The 16,189-nt window shown below is 61.4% G+C and carries 17 protein-coding genes; 15 read left to right on the top strand and 2 right to left on the bottom strand.

Annotation, left to right across the window (positions count from 1 at the left end; genetic code table 11):
* Positions 1–28 precede the first annotated feature (28 nt).
* From CK489_RS23800 to CK489_RS23765, 8 genes are all read left to right on the top strand, one after another.
* Positions 29–1,690: a GMC family oxidoreductase gene (locus CK489_RS23800; protein WP_095734025.1), complete on the top strand. Its 1,662-nt coding sequence runs from the start codon at positions 29–31 to the stop codon at positions 1,688–1,690.
* A gap of 50 nt (positions 1,691–1,740) precedes the next feature.
* Positions 1,741–2,907: a glycosyltransferase gene (locus tag CK489_RS23795; protein WP_158226491.1), complete on the top strand. Its 1,167-nt coding sequence runs from the start codon at positions 1,741–1,743 to the stop codon at positions 2,905–2,907.
* 184 nt (positions 2,908–3,091) lie between these two features.
* Entirely contained in the window at positions 3,092–3,727 is a 636-nt protein-coding gene (locus CK489_RS23790) for a D-sedoheptulose-7-phosphate isomerase (protein WP_157860923.1), read from the top strand.
* Positions 3,727–4,980 (top strand): HAD-IIIA family hydrolase, encoded by a 1,254-nt coding sequence (locus CK489_RS23785; protein WP_095734022.1) that lies wholly within the window; start codon positions 3,727–3,729, stop codon positions 4,978–4,980. Before CK489_RS23790 ends, CK489_RS23785 begins: the two co-directional genes overlap by 1 nt.
* Complete coding sequence (locus tag CK489_RS23780) at positions 4,973–6,040, top strand: NAD-dependent epimerase/dehydratase family protein (protein WP_050628925.1); 1,068 nt, start codon at positions 4,973–4,975, stop codon at positions 6,038–6,040. The genes CK489_RS23785 and CK489_RS23780 overlap by 8 nt, the downstream gene beginning before the upstream one ends.
* A 184-nt stretch (positions 6,041–6,224) precedes the next feature.
* Complete coding sequence (locus CK489_RS23775) at positions 6,225–7,157, top strand: GHMP family kinase ATP-binding protein (protein ID WP_158226490.1); 933 nt, start codon at positions 6,225–6,227, stop codon at positions 7,155–7,157.
* Positions 7,158–7,177: 20 nt separating this feature from the next.
* Entirely contained in the window at positions 7,178–7,741 is a 564-nt protein-coding gene (gene rfbC / locus CK489_RS23770) for a dTDP-4-dehydrorhamnose 3,5-epimerase (RefSeq protein WP_050628924.1), read from the top strand.
* Positions 7,742–7,746: 5 nt separating this feature from the next.
* Positions 7,747–9,072 carry an NAD(P)H-dependent oxidoreductase gene (locus tag CK489_RS23765; RefSeq protein ID WP_095734021.1) on the top strand — a complete coding sequence of 442 codons (1,326 nt, stop codon included), beginning with the start codon at positions 7,747–7,749 and terminating at the stop codon, positions 9,070–9,072.
* A 293-nt stretch (positions 9,073–9,365) separates the two neighbouring features.
* Here the strand turns inward: CK489_RS23765 and CK489_RS23760 are convergent, their stop codons facing one another.
* Entirely contained in the window at positions 9,366–9,575 is a 210-nt protein-coding gene (locus CK489_RS23760) for a hypothetical protein (RefSeq protein ID WP_050424668.1), read from the bottom strand.
* Between the two features lie 114 nt (positions 9,576–9,689).
* The gene (dinB, locus tag CK489_RS23755) at positions 9,690–10,937 is read right to left on the bottom strand and encodes a DNA polymerase IV (RefSeq protein ID WP_095734020.1); all 1,248 of its coding nucleotides are present in this window, start codon (positions 10,935–10,937) and stop codon (positions 9,690–9,692) included.
* On the opposite strand from dinB, the gene CK489_RS40925 reads away from it, so the two are divergent.
* From CK489_RS40925 to CK489_RS23730, 7 genes are all read left to right on the top strand, one after another.
* Positions 10,911–11,264 (top strand): hypothetical protein, encoded by a 354-nt coding sequence (locus CK489_RS40925; RefSeq protein WP_143278212.1) that lies wholly within the window; start codon positions 10,911–10,913, stop codon positions 11,262–11,264. The two genes, dinB and CK489_RS40925, sit on opposite strands and share 27 nt — an antisense overlap.
* A complete protein-coding gene (locus CK489_RS23750) occupies positions 11,261–11,527 on the top strand; it encodes a hypothetical protein (RefSeq protein ID WP_095734019.1) in 267 nt (88 codons plus the stop codon). Before CK489_RS40925 ends, CK489_RS23750 begins: the two co-directional genes overlap by 4 nt.
* 238 nt (positions 11,528–11,765) lie before the next feature.
* Positions 11,766–12,905, top strand: coding sequence for a hypothetical protein (locus tag CK489_RS23745; RefSeq protein ID WP_095734018.1), 1,140 nt, complete (start codon positions 11,766–11,768; stop codon positions 12,903–12,905).
* Between the two features lie 438 nt (positions 12,906–13,343).
* Entirely contained in the window at positions 13,344–13,778 is a 435-nt protein-coding gene (locus tag CK489_RS40920; RefSeq protein ID WP_143278211.1) for a hypothetical protein, read from the top strand.
* 80 nt (positions 13,779–13,858) lie between these two features.
* Positions 13,859–15,256, top strand: a complete 1,398-nt coding sequence (locus CK489_RS23740; protein ID WP_245350494.1) for a site-specific DNA-methyltransferase — start codon at positions 13,859–13,861, stop codon at positions 15,254–15,256.
* Complete coding sequence (locus tag CK489_RS23735; protein ID WP_143278210.1) at positions 15,249–15,623, top strand: DUF5681 domain-containing protein; 375 nt, start codon at positions 15,249–15,251, stop codon at positions 15,621–15,623. Before CK489_RS23740 ends, CK489_RS23735 begins: the two co-directional genes overlap by 8 nt.
* Positions 15,624–15,638: 15 nt before the next feature.
* Complete coding sequence (locus CK489_RS23730) at positions 15,639–15,968, top strand: DUF5681 domain-containing protein (protein WP_245350493.1); 330 nt, start codon at positions 15,639–15,641, stop codon at positions 15,966–15,968.
* Positions 15,969–16,189: the final 221 nt, after the last annotated feature.

Raw genomic sequence — 16,189 nt, 5'->3', positions numbered from 1 at the left:
ACGCACATGCACTCGTGGGGTTGAAGCAATGTCGGCGGAGACAGAGATTTTCGACTATATCATTGTCGGCGCCGGGGCCGCGGGGTGCATATTGGCCAATCGACTGGCTTCCACGGACGGCTGCACCGTTTGCCTGCTCGAAGCCGGCCCGCCGGACTACAGTGTCTTCCTGCGTGTCCCCGCCGGGGTCTATAAGGCCGCATCAATTCCCAAATTTGCATGGCAGTACGAAACGGAGCCGAACCCGGCAACGGCGAACCGTGCCATACCGATCCCGCAGGGCAAGACGCTCGGCGGTTCGACTGCCATCAACGGAATGAACTACAACCGGGGCCATCACGACGATTTCGATGGTTGGGCCCGACGCGGCAACCGGGGCTGGGGCTACGCCGACGTGCTGCCGTACTTCAAGAAAACCGAACGAAGAATCGGGACCTGCGACACCACGTACCGAGGTGTCGAGGGAGCGCTGCCGATCACTGACTGCGATTGGAAACACCCGATTTGCGATTCACTTATTGAGGCTGCGCGCAACCTCGGTCTCCCGCACAATTCCGACTACAACGGCGCAAGGCAGGCAGGTTTCGGATACTATCAGCGCTACATCGAGAACGGCTGGCGCGTAAGCGCCGCGCGGGCATTTCTGCGACCCGTTGCCAAGAAGAAGAACCTGGAGATTCGGACCAGGGCCCAGGCCACCGCCGTGCTGTTCGAGGGAAAGCGAGCGGTTGGTGTTCGGTACGCCCAAGGACCTGGCCAGCCCGCTCGCGAAGTGAAGGCGCGTCGCGAGGTGATCCTCACCGCCGGAGCTGTGAACACGCCGAGGCTGCTGCAGATTTCAGGGGTCGGCTCACCGGCATTGCTTGCAGGCTTCGGGGTTCCGGTGCTGCATGACCTGCCTGGCGTCGGCCAGAACCTGCAAGACCACTACATGATCCACTTCATCGTCCGGGTGAAGGGCAAGACGGTCAGCGGGCGCGGCCTGAATCTGCTTCGGGAAGGCACCAAATGGATCCTCGGTCGTCCGAGCGTTCTCGCTCTCAGCCCGTCGCTCGTGTACGGCTTCGCCAATTCGCGGGATCTCTCCTCCACGCCGGACGTTCAGATCGACGTTGCCATCGGGAATTATTCCAATCTCCGGGAGCGCTTTCCCGTCCTCAAGCCCGGTTTCTATCAGCTACGGCCGCACAGCACCGGGTTCGTCCACGCGAACTCAGCAGATCCCTTCCGTGCCCCAATCATTCAGCCCAACTTTCTCGTCGACGAAAGGGACCAGCGCGTTGCTGTCGACGGCATCAGGATGATGCGGCGGCTGCTCGCCGCCCCCGAGCTTCAGCCCTACTACTACGGAGAGGAATTGCCCGGTCCTTCGGTCACGGACGACGCCGAGTGCCTGCAATTTGCGCGGGAAGCCGGACTGACGTCGTATCATCCGTGCGGGACGTGCCAAATGGGCCCGCAGGACAACCCGGCGTCCGTCGTCGATGATCAGTTGCGTGTCCACGGTTTGGAGAACCTGCGGATAGCCGACGCTTCGATCATGCCCACCGTGCCCTCCGCCAACACGTCCGCGGCCGTCTTCATGATCGCAGAAAAGGCCGCGGACATGATACTGGGACGGCATTCGCCCGCAATGCATTCTGATCCCTCCGACCGAGTCCAGCGTCCTCAGCGCGCCTTGATGGCGTAGATCGCAATCCCGAGGCCCTGCTGGTCAAAAGGTGAATGGAGGACCTGTCCTTGAAGAGACGAATCCTCGTTGCTTCCGACTTTAACGCGAAAGATCGAGCCCACTTCGCATCGTCCTACGAGTTCTGCCGTATCGTCACCGAGTGCGATCATGCAGACCTCGTCGCGCCTGGTATCGACAACTACCTGACGAAATATCTCAGCGGCATTCTGCCATCCCATGACAACCAGAGCGTCCAGCGCGACTTCAACAGGCTGGTCAACGGTGTCCGCAAGGGGGTCGGACTGAAGAACGCGCCGACGGTTGAGCGGGTCGATCTCGACCAGAACTACGACGTCTTCTTCTTTGTGGCCTGGAGCCCGCAAAGTTTCGTTGAGCTCTCGCGTATCCGAAACTGGCGCAGTCGATGCAAGATCGCCGTCGCATATCTGATCGAGCTCTGGTCCAGCACACTCGAACAGGACCGCCAATACCTGAGACTGTTGGACCAGTTCGACCACGTGTTTCTGCTTCACAGCGCAAGCGTTGCGCGCCTTTCGGCGTACACGCGCACCCCCTGCTCCTTTCTGGCGACGGGCGTCGATTGCCTGATTGCCACACCGTATCCGTCGCCCCCCGAACGGGTCGTCGATATTTATTCGATGGGCAATCGTGCAGCGGGGCCACATCGCCAATTGCTGGCGCTGGCTGAACGCCGCAATCTCTTCTATCTCTATGACTCGCTCTCGAGCGGCAATTCCCAGGTCAAGGACTGGCGCGAGCATCGGCTGCTCCTTGCCAATACGATCAAGCGCACCCGTTACTTCATGGGCTTCAATCCCTCGGCAGTCGCGGGCGCAAACTCGCACAAGGTCGCGGGCGAGCAGGTCCTGCCGTCACGTCTGTTCGAGGGCGCCGCCGGCGGCGCCGTCATCCTTGGAAACGCGCCGCAATGCGCCGAGTTCAACGAATACTTCGATTGGCCGGATGCGGTGATCGAGGTATCTCCGCAGACAACCGACATCGCCGCCGTAATCGAGGAACTGGATGCGCAGCCGGAGCGGATAGCGCGCGTGCGCCGGACCAACGCGGTACGCAGCCTGCAGCGACACGATTGGGTCTACCGCTGGGAGCACATCCTGTCTGCAATCGGAATGGAGCCGCTTCCGCAGCTCCACGATCGCAAGTCCAAGCTCAGCGAGGTCGCGGCCGCTGCCATGTCGCCATTGCCGGCATGACGCACAGCCTGAGATGCCCGCACTTCCGGCCGTCGTAAGAAGCAGCGGAAATTTTCCGCTCGCGACCAATGATGTTTGTGGTCGCCATCCGGCCTACCCCCAAAGAGTGAATGTCGCGCGGCAAGAACTGGCGTCTAATGCATCCAGAGGTTTGAGCCATCGTTCACCTTGGAGAACCGGGCGTATGCGCACGATTCGATCTGAATCACCACATGTGCAGCCGGTGATCTCGACACCACCGGAGACGTCGGACGTCATCTCGATGCATTTCGAGAATGTGCGGCGTGTGTTGGCGGAAGTTCAGGTGCACGCAGTCCGGAGACTGGTCGATATTTTTCGCGAGGCTCGCGACCGGGGCGCCTTCATCTACATCGCGGGAAATGGCGGCAGTTCTTCGACCGCCTCTCACTGGGTAAATGACCTCGGCAAGGCGACCAAACGCTCGGGCTGCCGACCGCTGAAAGTCATGTGCTTGTCCGACAACGTGTCCTGGTTCTCGGCTCTGTCGAACGACGAAGGCTACGAGCGGGCATTCTCCGGCCAGCTCGAGAATTTCGCGACGCCGGGAGACGTGTTGGCCTGCATTTCCGCGAGCGGCAACTCCCCGAACCTGGTTCGCGCGGTCGAACTGGCTCGGGGGAAGAAGCTCACCACCGTGGCACTCCTTGGATTTGACGGCGGCGCGCTGAGAGGCCTGGTCGATGAGCCGGTGTGCGTCGAGACCGAGAAAGGCAAATACGAGCTCGTCGAGGACGTCCATTCGGCGATCTGTCACGCGGTCACAAGGTGCCTCGTTGCCGACAGACCGGGTCTGAACTAATGGCCGCCCTCGACGGCACGTCTCGCCCAGCGCTGATCGAAGGCCGGATCTATGATCGGCCGACACAGGCGGTCATCCTTGCCGGTGGCCGCGGCACCCGAATGCAGCCGATCACGAATGATCGGCCCAAGCCGATGGTGCCGATTCTCGGGCGTCCTTTTCTGGAGTACCAGATCGAGCAATTGCGCGACCAGGGCTTTGAACGGGTCCTGCTCCTTCTCGGGTACTTGCCCGAGGTCGTACAGAGTCATTTTGGCGATGGTCGTGAGTGGGGTGTGCACATCGAGTACTCGATAACGGAACCCGACCAATTGACCAGCAGCCGAGTTGCAACTGCTCGGCACATGATCGATCCCTGCTTCCTGCTGCTGTACTGCGACAACTACTGGCCGATGCAGATGGACCGGATGTGGGCGCGGTTCCGCGAGGCCGGGAAGCCCGGTTTGATCACTGTCTATAACAACAAGGATCATTACTCCCGAGGCAGCGCCCTGCTCGACCACGACGGTCACGTGAGCGTATTCGATCGTTTGCGCACGACGCCCGGACTTCAGCAAGTCGAAATCAGCTACGCGATCCTCACAGACCTCGCCCTCGCGCTGCTGCCCGAGCAGGACACGCTGCTCGAGGAGGCGATCTATACACCGCTCGCCCAACAGGGGCGGCTCACCGCCTACGCGAGTGATCACCGCTATTACAGCGTCGGCTCGCTGGATCGGCTGCCAGCGACGGAAGCTTTCATGCGGCGCAAACCGACCGTGATCCTCGATCGCGACGGCGTGCTCAACCGCAAGCCGCCGCAAGCGCAATACGTACGAAACTGGAATGAGTGGTCGTGGTGCCCCGGCTCGCTGGAAGCACTCCGGCTCCTGCACGAGCGCGGTTACCGCACGATCATCGCCTCGAACCAACCCGGCATCGGCCGCGGCGTCATGAGTGAAGCCGACCTCGAAGCCGTACATGACCGCATGAAGCGAGAGGTCTCGCAGGCGGGAGGACGGATCGACGCGATATACTACTGTCCGCACGGTTGGGAGGACGGCTGCGAGTGTCGCAAGCCGAAACCCGGTCTCCTCTACCAGGCCCAGCGTGACTTCCACCTCGACCTCACGCGCACGCTGTTCGTTGGTGACGACGAGCGCGACGCTGCCGCAGCGTCGGCAGCCGACTGTCCCTTCCGCCGCGTGACCGATGCCTGCTCGCTCCTCGACCTCACCCGACAAATGCTGAACGGAACCCCGGAATATGCCTGACAACAAGCGCATCCTGATCACCGGCAACAATGGCTATATCGGATCGGTCATGGCGCCCTGGCTCCAGCGCCAGGGATTCGACGTGGTCGGTCTCGACACCGGATATTTCTCTGCCTGCACACTCGTCCCCGACCTCGGTGAGGTCCCGACGATCCGTCAGGACCTGCGCGAGGTTACCGCCAAGGAGCTCGCCGGCTTCGACGCAGTGATTCATCTGGCCGCACTCAGCAACGATCCGATCGGCAATTTGAACGAAGCCTGGACGCGGGAGATCAACTCGCAGGGGACGATCCGGCTTGCGAAGCTGGCGAAGCAGGCGGGCGTCACGCGCTTCATCTTTTCATCCTCTTGCATCATGTACGGGACCTCCGAAGCGGCGGTCGTCGACGAGAATGCGCCGCTCGCGCCGCGCACCGAATATGCTCGCTCCAAGGTCGAAGCGGAGACGGCGTTGCGCGCCCTCGCCGACGATCGTTTCTCTCCGACGTATTGCCGCAACGGGACCGTCTACGGCCTGTCGCCGCGAATGCGGTTTGACACTGTCCTCAACGATTTCATGGGCAACGCCTTCACGACGGGCCGCATCGTGATCCAGAGCGACGGTACGCCCTGGCGACCGGTCGTCCATGTCCAAGACGTTGCGCGCGCGTTTCAGGCGGTGCTCGAGGCTCCGTTGGAGACTGTCCATAACCAGGCCTTCAACGTCGGTGCTGACCAACTCAACCACCAGATCCGCGATCTTGGGCAGATTGCTGCGCAAAGCGTTCCCGGCTGCGAGCTCGCGAGCGTGCCGCAGCCCGGAGCTGATCAGCGCACCTACAAGGCGGATTTTGCCAAGTTCAAGCGAACCTTTCCGGAGTTCAGCTTCCGATGGACGGCAACGGACGGAGCCAGGGAGCTCTATACCGCGTTCCAAAGAATCGGCCTCAAGCATGGTGCGTTCAAGGACAAGCGCTTTACGCGTCTCAGCTGGTTACGACATTTGCTCGACAGCGGATCAGTCGACGAGTCGCTCAGGTGGACGGAGATCAGCGCCAACGTGAGTCGAATTCGAGCCTGAGTCTGGAACGGTTGGGAGGCCGAACGCAGTGGAAACTTTAACGACGCGGGAACGGGAACTCGGGCATACATCCGTCGTCCCTAACACGGAGCTGATCCGAGCCGCCAACGCCAGCTGGCGTCCGACCGATATCGTCATGACGCGGACCCCGCTGCGCGTCAGCTTTGCGGGAGGCGGCACGGATTTGCCGGAATTCTACGAGGTTGAGGAAGGCGCGGTACTGAGCGCGGCCGTCGACAAATACGTCTACGTCACCGTGAAGCGCCACAGCGACCTCTTCAACGAGCCGATCCGGCTCAACTACTCACGCACCGAGCAGGTCAATACGATCGAGGAGATCGACAACAACATCGCGCGTGAGTGTCTCAAGTTTCTCAACATCGAGCCTCCGATTTTCATCAGCACCGTTGCCGACATGCCAGCCTCCACCGGCATGGGCGGATCGAGCGCCTTCGCAGTGGGATTGCTCCACGCGCTCCATGCCTTCCGTGGCGAGCGCGTCACTGCCGGCCAGCTGGCCGAGGAGGCCTGCCATATCGAGATGGAGGTTCTCAAGGAGCCGATCGGAAAGCAGGACCAATACGCCGCAGCGTTCGGCGGCCTGAATCTGCTGCGGTTCGCGCGCGGCGGCCGCGTGACGGTCGAGCCGCAGCCGGCCCGAAACGGTTCCGTTGCCTATTTGTTCAGCAGCATCATGATGTTCTGGACCGGTCATCAGCGCCCTGCCGCCTCGGTGCTCACCGAGCAGAGAAGCAACACGTCGCGAAACCTGGACGTTCTGCGGCACATGCGCAACGACGCCTTCGAGTTTCGTTCCATCTTCTCCGGTCAAAACATCGAGCTCGAGCAGGTGGGCGGGGCCCTGCACCGCGGCTGGACGCTGAAGCGGGGTCTTGCTTCCAAGATCTCCACCTCCGAGATCGATCGCTACTACGCACGGGCCATCGAGGCAGGCGCCGAAGGTGGCAAGCTCTGCGGCGCCGGCGGTGGCGGCTTTCTCATGTTCATCGTGAAGCCGGAGAAGCGCGAGCGGGTGCGCCAGGCGCTCTCGGACCTCCCCCTGGTTTCGCTCGGGTACGAGGTGCACGGCTCGCGAGTGCTGTACCCGGTCGGGTGACGCTGGTCTTGGAGGATTAGATGATTTTCAAGACCACCGAGATCGAGGGCGCATGCACGGTAGAGCTCGAAAAGCGAGCCGACAGCCGTGGCTTTTTTGCTCGTGGCTGGTGCAGCCAGGAGTTCGAAGATCACGGCCTACCCAGCCGGATCGCCCAGATGAACATCTCCTTCAACCGCCAAAAGCACACGTTGCGCGGCTTCCACTACCAGGTCGCTCCCCATCAGGAGGACAAGCTTCTGCGCTGCGTTCGCGGCGCCGTGCACGACGTGATGCTCGATCTGAGGCCCGACTCGCCAACGTTCATGCATCACATCTCGGTCGAGCTAAGCGCTGAAAACTACCGCATGCTCCTCGTCCCGAAAGGATGCGCGAACGCCTTTTTGACCCTCGCGGACGAGACCGAGGTCACGTACCTCGTGTCCGAGTTCTACACGCCGGCCGCCGAGCGGGGTGTGCGCTGGAACGATCCGGCGTTTCGCATCAGGTGGCCCGCCGATCCCGCCGTCATCTCGGAGAAGGACTCCAGCTGGCCCGATTTTGTGGACGAGCGCCGGCTCGTCGCGACTGCCGATGAGAGGTAGACAGCATGTTCATCGTCGATCGCGAACTCGAGCGGCTGCAACGGAGCGGCACCCCGATCAGGGTGGGAATGGTGGGTGCCGGCTTCATGGCCAAAGGCATCGCGCGTCAGATGCTGCAGTATACCAAGGGCATCGAACTCGCGGCGATCTGCAACCGCCACCTCGACGAAGCCCGCAAGGCCTACGCCGAATCCGGCGAGAGCAACGTCACACAGGTAAGCCGCGTGGACGAACTGAATGACTGCATCGCCCGGGGCCGGCGCGCGATCACCGACGATCCAATGCTGCTTTGCAACGCTGATGGGATCGATGTGATTCTGGAGGTCACCGGCACGATCGAATTCGCGGCCGGCGTGGTGATGCAGGCGATCGCCCGAGCCAAGCACGTCGTCATGATGAACGCCGAACTCGACGGCACTCTCGGCCCCATCCTGAAGACTTATGCCGACCGCGCCGGCGTCGTCATCACCAACACGGAAGGTGACCAGCCGGGCGTCATCATGAATCTGTACCGGTGGGTGAAGGGATTGGGTATCAAGCCCGTTCTGTGCGGGAACATCAAAGGCCTGCACGACCCCTACCGCAATCCGACAACCCAGGAAGGGTTTGCCAAAAAATGGGGAATGAAGGCCCCGATGGTCACGTCCTTCGCTGACGGCACCAAGATATCCTTCGAGAATGCGATCGTTGCCAATGCAACGGGAATGCGGGTCGCGAGGCGCGGAATGCACGGACCAGTCGTGGAGGCCGGCACCCCGATCCAGGAAGCGGTCAACTGGTATCCGGTCGATGAGCTTCTCGAGGGTCCCGGCATCGTCGATTATTGTGTGGGAGCGATGCCGAACCCAGGCATATTCGTACTTGGGACAACGAACGATACGGTCGAGAAGCACTACCTGTCGCTCTACAAGATGGGAGCAGGGCCCCTCTATTGCTTCTACTGGCCCTATCATCTTTGTCACTTCGAAGTCCCGTTCACCGTTGCCCGCGCGGCGATCTTCGGGGATGCGACCATCACTCCGCTCGGCGCCCCGCATGTCGATGTGGTTGCTGCTGCCAAGAGGAATCTCAGGGCTGGCGAGGTCCTCGACGGGCTTGGTCACTACATGACCTACGGCTTGTGCGAGAACGCGCAGGTCGTTCACTCCGAGCGCCTTCTTCCGATCGGTCTCGCCGAAGGTTGTCGTCTTCGGCGGAATGTCGCGCGAGACCAGGTGCTCGCATACGACGACGTCGAGATTCCGGCGGGCCGAATGTGCGATGCGCTTCGCCAGGAGCAAGACACTCTCTTCTTCGGCAGGCCGTCATTCATACGCCCCGAAGCTGCCTGAGCCGGGATCGGCTTCGCACGGTTCGGCCGCGCGTGATTTGAGCTGGACCGCCGCATCGACATGCGGCGGCGCAGAGAAAAATAATCAATTCAATTCAATACAATACCGTGTCACTGCAGAACGCCGGAATCGGTCTCGCAGTCTGCCGGGATGCGCTATGCCGGACCAGTCCGGTTCCGCCGGTAGCGCGCAGGGCTGCCCGTATGCGGCGCTCCGCTGACAACGATCGCCTGTCGCCATTCGTGCGGCAGCCAACCAGGACCGCGAGCGAAAGTCGCGCCCGATTCGATCTCTTAGGTCAGCATCGAAATGATCGACTGCAGCTGATCGGATGCCGACGTCACGAGCCCGTCGAACGACGTCTGGCCGTGGGCTGCCGCCCGCAGGATGCATTCGGCAACGGCCGCCTTGAGGCCGAACACGGATTGATCGGCCGGCACGCTTGCCATCACCGTCTCTAGCGCATCGCGCATCGTCTGGATCAGTTCGGCGCTGAACTTCATGGCTATCCTCCGCACGCTCAGGATAGACCCGGCGCGCCATGCCACCACTCACAAGCCCGCGATTCCAAATTGCCTTTTCTTAATGCGATGACAGATCGGTGAACCGGCGCGGCGCTAGAGCTCCTTCTCGGCCAGCTTGCGGAAATCGTCAGGCACCGAACGAGCAACCTCCAGCGCCGCCGAACCGTATCCGATCGCATCCCAGCCAAAACGATCGCGGACCTTGTCGACGGCACGGTCCGCCGCCCACCGCGCCATCCCTGCCCGGCTGCCGGCGCGCAGCGCTTCATCGGCCAGTCCAAGCGGAAGCTCGAGCGCAAGATCCCAATGCTCCTCGAGGTGCGACACCGAAATCGCCAGCAGCGAAATGGACTTCTCGTCCGGATGGTCGGCAAGGGCGGCGCGCACCAGACTCTCGGCGAGCCGGGCGAGGATCATCGTCGTGCACACCGGCGCATCGAGCGTCATCGAGCGCGTCACCGATTTCAGGTCGGCGAAGCGAACACGCACCGTCACGGTTCGTCCGGGCCGCGACTTCGCCCGCAGCCGCGTGGCGACGCGGTCGGCGAGATGAAGCAGCGTCGGCCGAATGACCCGCTCGATCGCGGGCTTTCGGCCGAGCGCCGATTGCGCTCCTGCCGAGCGCGCGCGCCGATGCGGCTTGAGTTGTCGCGGATCGCGGTTCCAGGACAGCGCTGCAAGCTTCTCGCCCGCCGCAGGACCCAGCAACCGGGTCAGCGACTGCTCCGACAATCCAGCAAGCTGGCCGATCGTCGAGACGCCGATCGCGTCCAGCCGTGTCCGGGTGACCGGCCCTACCCCCCACATCAATTCAACCGGCAATTCGTGAAGGAAGCCGAGCTCGGCGTCGGGATCGACGACGACAAGTCCGTCGGGCTTGGCGACCTGCGAGGCGATCTTCGCGAGATGCTTGGTGCGGGCGACGCCGACGGAGATCGCAAGGCCGAGTTCGGTGCGCACGCGTCGCCGGATCGCCGCGGCAATTTCGGCGGGCGCTCCGAACAGGTGCGTGCAGCCGGCAACGTCGGCAAACGCCTCGTCGATCGAGATGCGCTCGACGAGCGGCGTGAAGTCGCCGATCACCTTGATGGCCGCATCACCCAGCCGCTGGTAGTCGCTGAAGTGGCCGCCGACGAAGATGAGCTGCGGGCAGACCCGACGAGCTTCCCGTCCCGACATGCCACCGTGCACCCCGAAGGCCTTGGCCTCATAGGACGCCGCGAGCACAACCCCGCCCCCGACGGCGATCGGCTTGCCTTGCAGCGACGGTTCAAGCAACTGCTCGACCGACGCGTAAAATGCGTCGAGGTCCGCGTGAAGGATGGTGGCTACTGCTGCCATCTCAACCCGTTCATCCCTGACCTGACCCAGACCGCCCGGGTTTGGACGCTACGACGGCCACAAGAACAAATCAAGAACATCGTCAATCGGGTCAACCCGGAATTTGCCGCAAGCGCACATGGCTCGGGCGATGCCGTTCCGTCAGCGGAGGTTCGCATTGGCGCTGACCTTGGCTCGCGCGATATCGGAGCGAGCTACCGTGGGGGGTTGGCGGATCGCCCGGGCATCCCGCGCGACGACGCACGGTTCGCGTATCCCCGCCGCACCGGCGTGCAAGGGCCGGATGATTTGACCGACCGGCTTTTTCGGGTAGATATCCCGGAATGACCGACCCCTCTCATCAGGTGGACTTCCAGGCCGCTGCCTACCTTTACAAATGGCCCTCTCTCGGCAATTCCAGACGAGAGGATCGCGCGCCGTATATGATCGTCAACGGAACGCTCGACCAATGCATTCGGGACTTCATGGGCAAGCCCGACAAGACCCGACATCTCTACGAGATCCGGACCAAGTCGCAGCCTCCCCTCGTCCCCGATGTGCTGTCGCCCGAGCACGTGATCGAGCTCTCCAGGCTTCGCGAGTTTCTCTGAGTTCGCCGGTCGACCTGATCCTGGCGCTCTCATCCGCGGGCAGACTTATCCATCTGTCGTGCGCCTGAAGGCGGATTGTTTGCCCGCTGGCGAGCCGCTACAGTCGCCGGGCTCTCCGACTGACGGGCGTCCGCGACGGCATGTTTGATCCGCTTCGACCTCCACTGAGGTTCGCACGTCGCCGGCACGGCAGAGCAACGGCTGCGCGACCGCTTGATGGGACATCGAGGGGCGCCACATGAGATTCAACCTGGCGATCCTGAGCGTGCTGGCCGCAAGACCCGAGCAACGGATCCCGCTCGACGAGGTCAGCCGCGAAGTCAAACGCATGATCGCGGCGGGCGATGCGGCCACGAAGTTGAAGCGATCCTCCGAGCTTGGCGACGCCGACGTGTTCCAGTCTGGATGGGCCTCGATCAATGAGACCGGGCTCCAGATCACGGAGTCCGGCCTTGCGCTATGGCACTCGCTCGAAGCGTCGCGCGTCGAACAGGAACGCATCGAGCAGGAGCTCGACGAGCCGGAGACCGGCGAACCGCAGGCCGAGCAATTGGAGATTGTTGCGGCCGACAGGCGCGATGCGAACGGCAATGCTGCGGTCGAGCAGCCCGGCGACATTGCCCGGCAACTGCCTCGCCTGATGGAAGAGCTTGCCGGTCGCGCGACCTCGAACGCAAGCCGCCCGACGGCGCCATCCGACCTGCCCGCACCCGCTTCGATGGTCCCCGAGCCGGCATTCGGCTCCATTCATCGGATCGATCGAAACGATTCCCGGTTGTCGCAGCTTGCCGCCTGGCTCGGCGCCAGCATGCCCAGGCTCGGCCGCGCGCGCAAACGGCGATCCGCGGTCGAAGGACCGGATCGACGCACCCAAAGCCGCGGCGGAATGACCGGGCTGGCCGTTGCGTGCCTCAGCCTGATTTCGGTCGTTGCGTGCGTTGCTGCCGCGATCGCACTCGGCCAGATCTCCTCGTTGAAGTCGGACAATGCCGCGCTGCGTCGGGAGCTGGTTCCATTGAGGGACCGTCTCGCAAGGCTCGAGCAGGACGCCGCGAAACGCGAAGCCGCCGAGCAGGACGCAGCGCAAGACAAGGCCGAAGCGGAAAAACGAGCGGCGATCAGCGAGCAGGCGGCACTCAATCTCTCGCGAGAAGAGGCTCAATTGATCAAGGAATACATCAAGGCAGCGCCTTCGGCTGGCGCAAGCGGCCCGCCGGTCAACGTCGGTGATCCCGTCACCGGCGCAATGATCCCGCTGCCATCACCGCTGACCGATAAAATTCCGAGACTCGTCGGTGCGAGATTTGCCATCCGCAACGGCGCCATCATCATCAGCACGAGAAGCAGCCGGCGCGTCGATGCGGTGCTGACGAATTAGATCGCGCGGGCGGCGTGAATTGGCCGATAGGGATCCCAAGTGGCGGAAAAGCGGACGGTCCCGAAGCACCTTCTCTTGCTTTACGAGAATGTTTGAACGGACTTGGGCCCGAAGCCCAATTCCCTGCATAACAGGGCAATAACAGGGACTTTGTCGCGTTTCGTTGCCCTCGAACAAGCCCACTCAGCGAACAAAAGCCGCCTTCTAAGGAGCTTTCCGGAAAACAAGAGCAAAAATTAACAGGCGGAATATGCTGCGATAACAGGAGTAGATTCTGCATTATCAGGGAGCAGGCTCGCTGTAACAGGGCAAAACGGAAGCGCGCCCCTTTTTCGCCAGCGCCTCTATATTGGCGGGATCGTTAGCAGGTCGCTTTGTGCAAGGAGGAGTATGTTAACAACATCTAAACGCCGCCGGGGACGCCCGCGAGGACCCACGTTGAGAAATGCTGATTTCTACGCTCAAGTTTGGGTTGCTGTCCGGCTGCTGCGTATTCGCATTTTCGCCGAGACCAGGAAGACCCCCTCGATCCTTCGAGTTTGTAATGAATTGTCGGCGCAGGGTGGCATTCATTCCCTTGTGGGCGGAAACGTCGAGGCTCTCGCCGATGTGGCCGCCAACGCAACGAAAAAATGGCATCGATTTGCAATCGATTCGACAAGATCGGCGCTGACGCCGAGCGCCAAGGGAACCATCTTTTCGAAGCACAGCGTGACGAATGCTCACACATTGAGAACTTGTTATGTAGATGCTGATGAGATGGTCAAGCGTGACCGGCGTCTGCGACTCGTGTGGATGAACCTGTGCCGGCAGCACCTCGGCATGCCGCCCAAAAATCCTCGGGCGATCGTTACGCATTCCCGAACCGGGTAATTTTATTTCGCTTTTTCCGCGCAACATTGCCCGTCGAATCAGTATTATTGAAGTGCTCCGATAAACCCGGAGCACGCGCTTTGACCCAAAAGAAGCAGACCACCCCTACCCCGTTGGCCCCTCAGCAGGCCGCACGCCCCGAAGCACGAGGGCGCACGAACGCTGGCTTGGTCGAAATCCACATCCAATACCGTGCGGTCGCGGACCTCCTGTTGGACGCCCGCAATCCGCGCCAGCACTCCAATCGTCAGGTCAATCAGCTCGCCGACAGCATCCGAGAGTTCGGTTTCGTGATGCCTATTGTCACAGATGACAAGGGGAACGTGATCGTCGGCCACGGACGGGTTCTCGCGGCCCAGAAGCTCGGAATGCCGAAAATACCTGTGGTCGAGATCCGGCACCTGTCGGCCGCGCAGCTTAAGGCACTCCGGATCGCCGACAACAAACTGGCATTGAATGCGCATTGGGACGAACGCCTGCTGGGCGAAAGCCTCCTGGAGCTGAAGGAGCTCGACCAGGATTTTGATTTATCGGTGACGGGGTTCACCCTGCCCGAGATCGATTTGACGATTCAGAAACTTAGCGAAGTGCCTGTCGAAGATAGTGAAGATACCAGCGCTGTCACGGGCGTGCCGGTGTGCCGGGTTGGGGATCTTTGGCAACTTGGCGGCCATCGCGTGTATTGTGGCGACGCCAGATCGGACTCCAGCTTCGACAGGCTCATGGCAACGGAGCGCGGTGACGTTGTCATCATCGATCCGCCCTACAATGTTCCGATCGGCGGCCACGTCTCCGGCAACGGGAAAACGGTCCACCGCGAATTTGCTCAGGGCGTCGGCGAGCTGAGCAGGGAGGAATTCACTCGCTTCCTGATCGATAGCTGCGGGCTGCTGGCGAAATACAGCAAGAGTGGCGCCATCCATTATGTCTTCATGGACTGGGCGCATCTTGACGAGCTCCTTGCCGCCGGCCGCGAGACCTATAGCGAGCTGAAGAACATCGTGGTCTGGGTCAAGAGCTCAGCCGGCATGGGGTCGCTCTATCGCTCGCAGCATGAACTCGTGTGTGTCTTCAAGTCCGGCAAGGAGCCGCACACCAACAACATCGAACTCGGCAAGAACGGCCGAAATCGTACCAACGTTTGGAAGTACGACAGCGCCAGCACCGAGTCTAGAAAAGGCAACAACGTGCTCGAGCTGCATCCGACGGTCAAACCCCTCCCGCTCGTGATGGACGCTCTGCTGGATTGCTCGCATCGCGGCGAAATCGTCATCGACTCGTTCTTAGGCAGCGGCACTACGCTGCTTGCCGCAGAACGAACGGGCCGCGTCTGCCGCGGGATCGAACTCGATCCTCTCTATGTCGATACCGCTATTCGGCGCTGGCAGAACCTGACCGGGCAAGATGCCATTCGATCCTCGGATGGTAGGCGGTTCGGTGATATCGAAGCTGAAGCGGACGGGGCCGCCCGTGATTAAAAAAACGGAGAGCGGCGATATGGTCGGCTACCGAAGGCCACCCGTTGGCACGCGCTTCAAGAAGGGGCGGTCGGGGAATCCGCGCGGGCGCCCTAAAAAGAATCGTCAGGAATTTCAGCCTGGAAAGATCTTGCAATCGATCGATAGCGAGGAGCTTGTCGTCAACATCAACGGCAAGCCCATACGAATGTCCAAAGCGGAGATTCAGTTTCGGCAGATGTTCACCAAAGCGATCAAGGGAGACATGAATGCAGCGAGGATCATAGCAAAATTGGCCAAGCAATATTTCGGTCCAGAGGCCGAGGGCCCGCCGGAGATCGAATTCATAGTTGCGCCTGCAGGAACCGCGCACGCCGCAAAAAGCTAATGTCGGAACAGTCCAATGAGCACTCGAGGCAATTCGAACAATACACAATTCCAAAAGGGCCGCTCGGGAAATCCGAAAGGTCGACCAAAAAAATCGAAGCGACCGATGTCGGTCGGCTTCCTGTTTCGCAAAGTCGCTCAACAGGAGATTCGACTCGAGATCGATGGACGCATAGTCACCATGTCTCTCTGGGACGCCTTCGTGAGCCAGATCTATACCATGGCCCTCAACAAGCGCACTGATGCGGTGCGCCTGTTGCACCAACTTCGCAGACAATTTCCTGGTGATCCGTTGCCTGGCGATAAAATAACGATTGGTATCAGCGAAGCCGACGCGAAGCTCTGAAATAAGTCACGGCCGCGTGCGCGAATGCGCTTGGCCTATAACGAACATCGCATAATGCTATGCCAGCAGCGGGACGATTGCCCGTATCTTTACGGTATGGGCGGCGGCGTCGAATTGCTAAATCGCGAAGGCGTTACGTTCAGGGTGTCGACGATCAATTCGAGATCATCATCGAGCTCCGGTGAAGTGGCGGGTGGCTCGACTGCCACGGGAGCGGAACG

Origin of the sequence: Bradyrhizobium sp. UFLA03-84, from assembly GCF_002289535.1 — a bacterium.
GTDB classification, from domain to species: domain Bacteria; phylum Pseudomonadota; class Alphaproteobacteria; order Rhizobiales; family Xanthobacteraceae; genus Bradyrhizobium; species Bradyrhizobium viridifuturi.
Note: the sequence above shows the minus strand (reverse complement) of the source record. Positions and strands in the feature narration are given on the sequence as shown.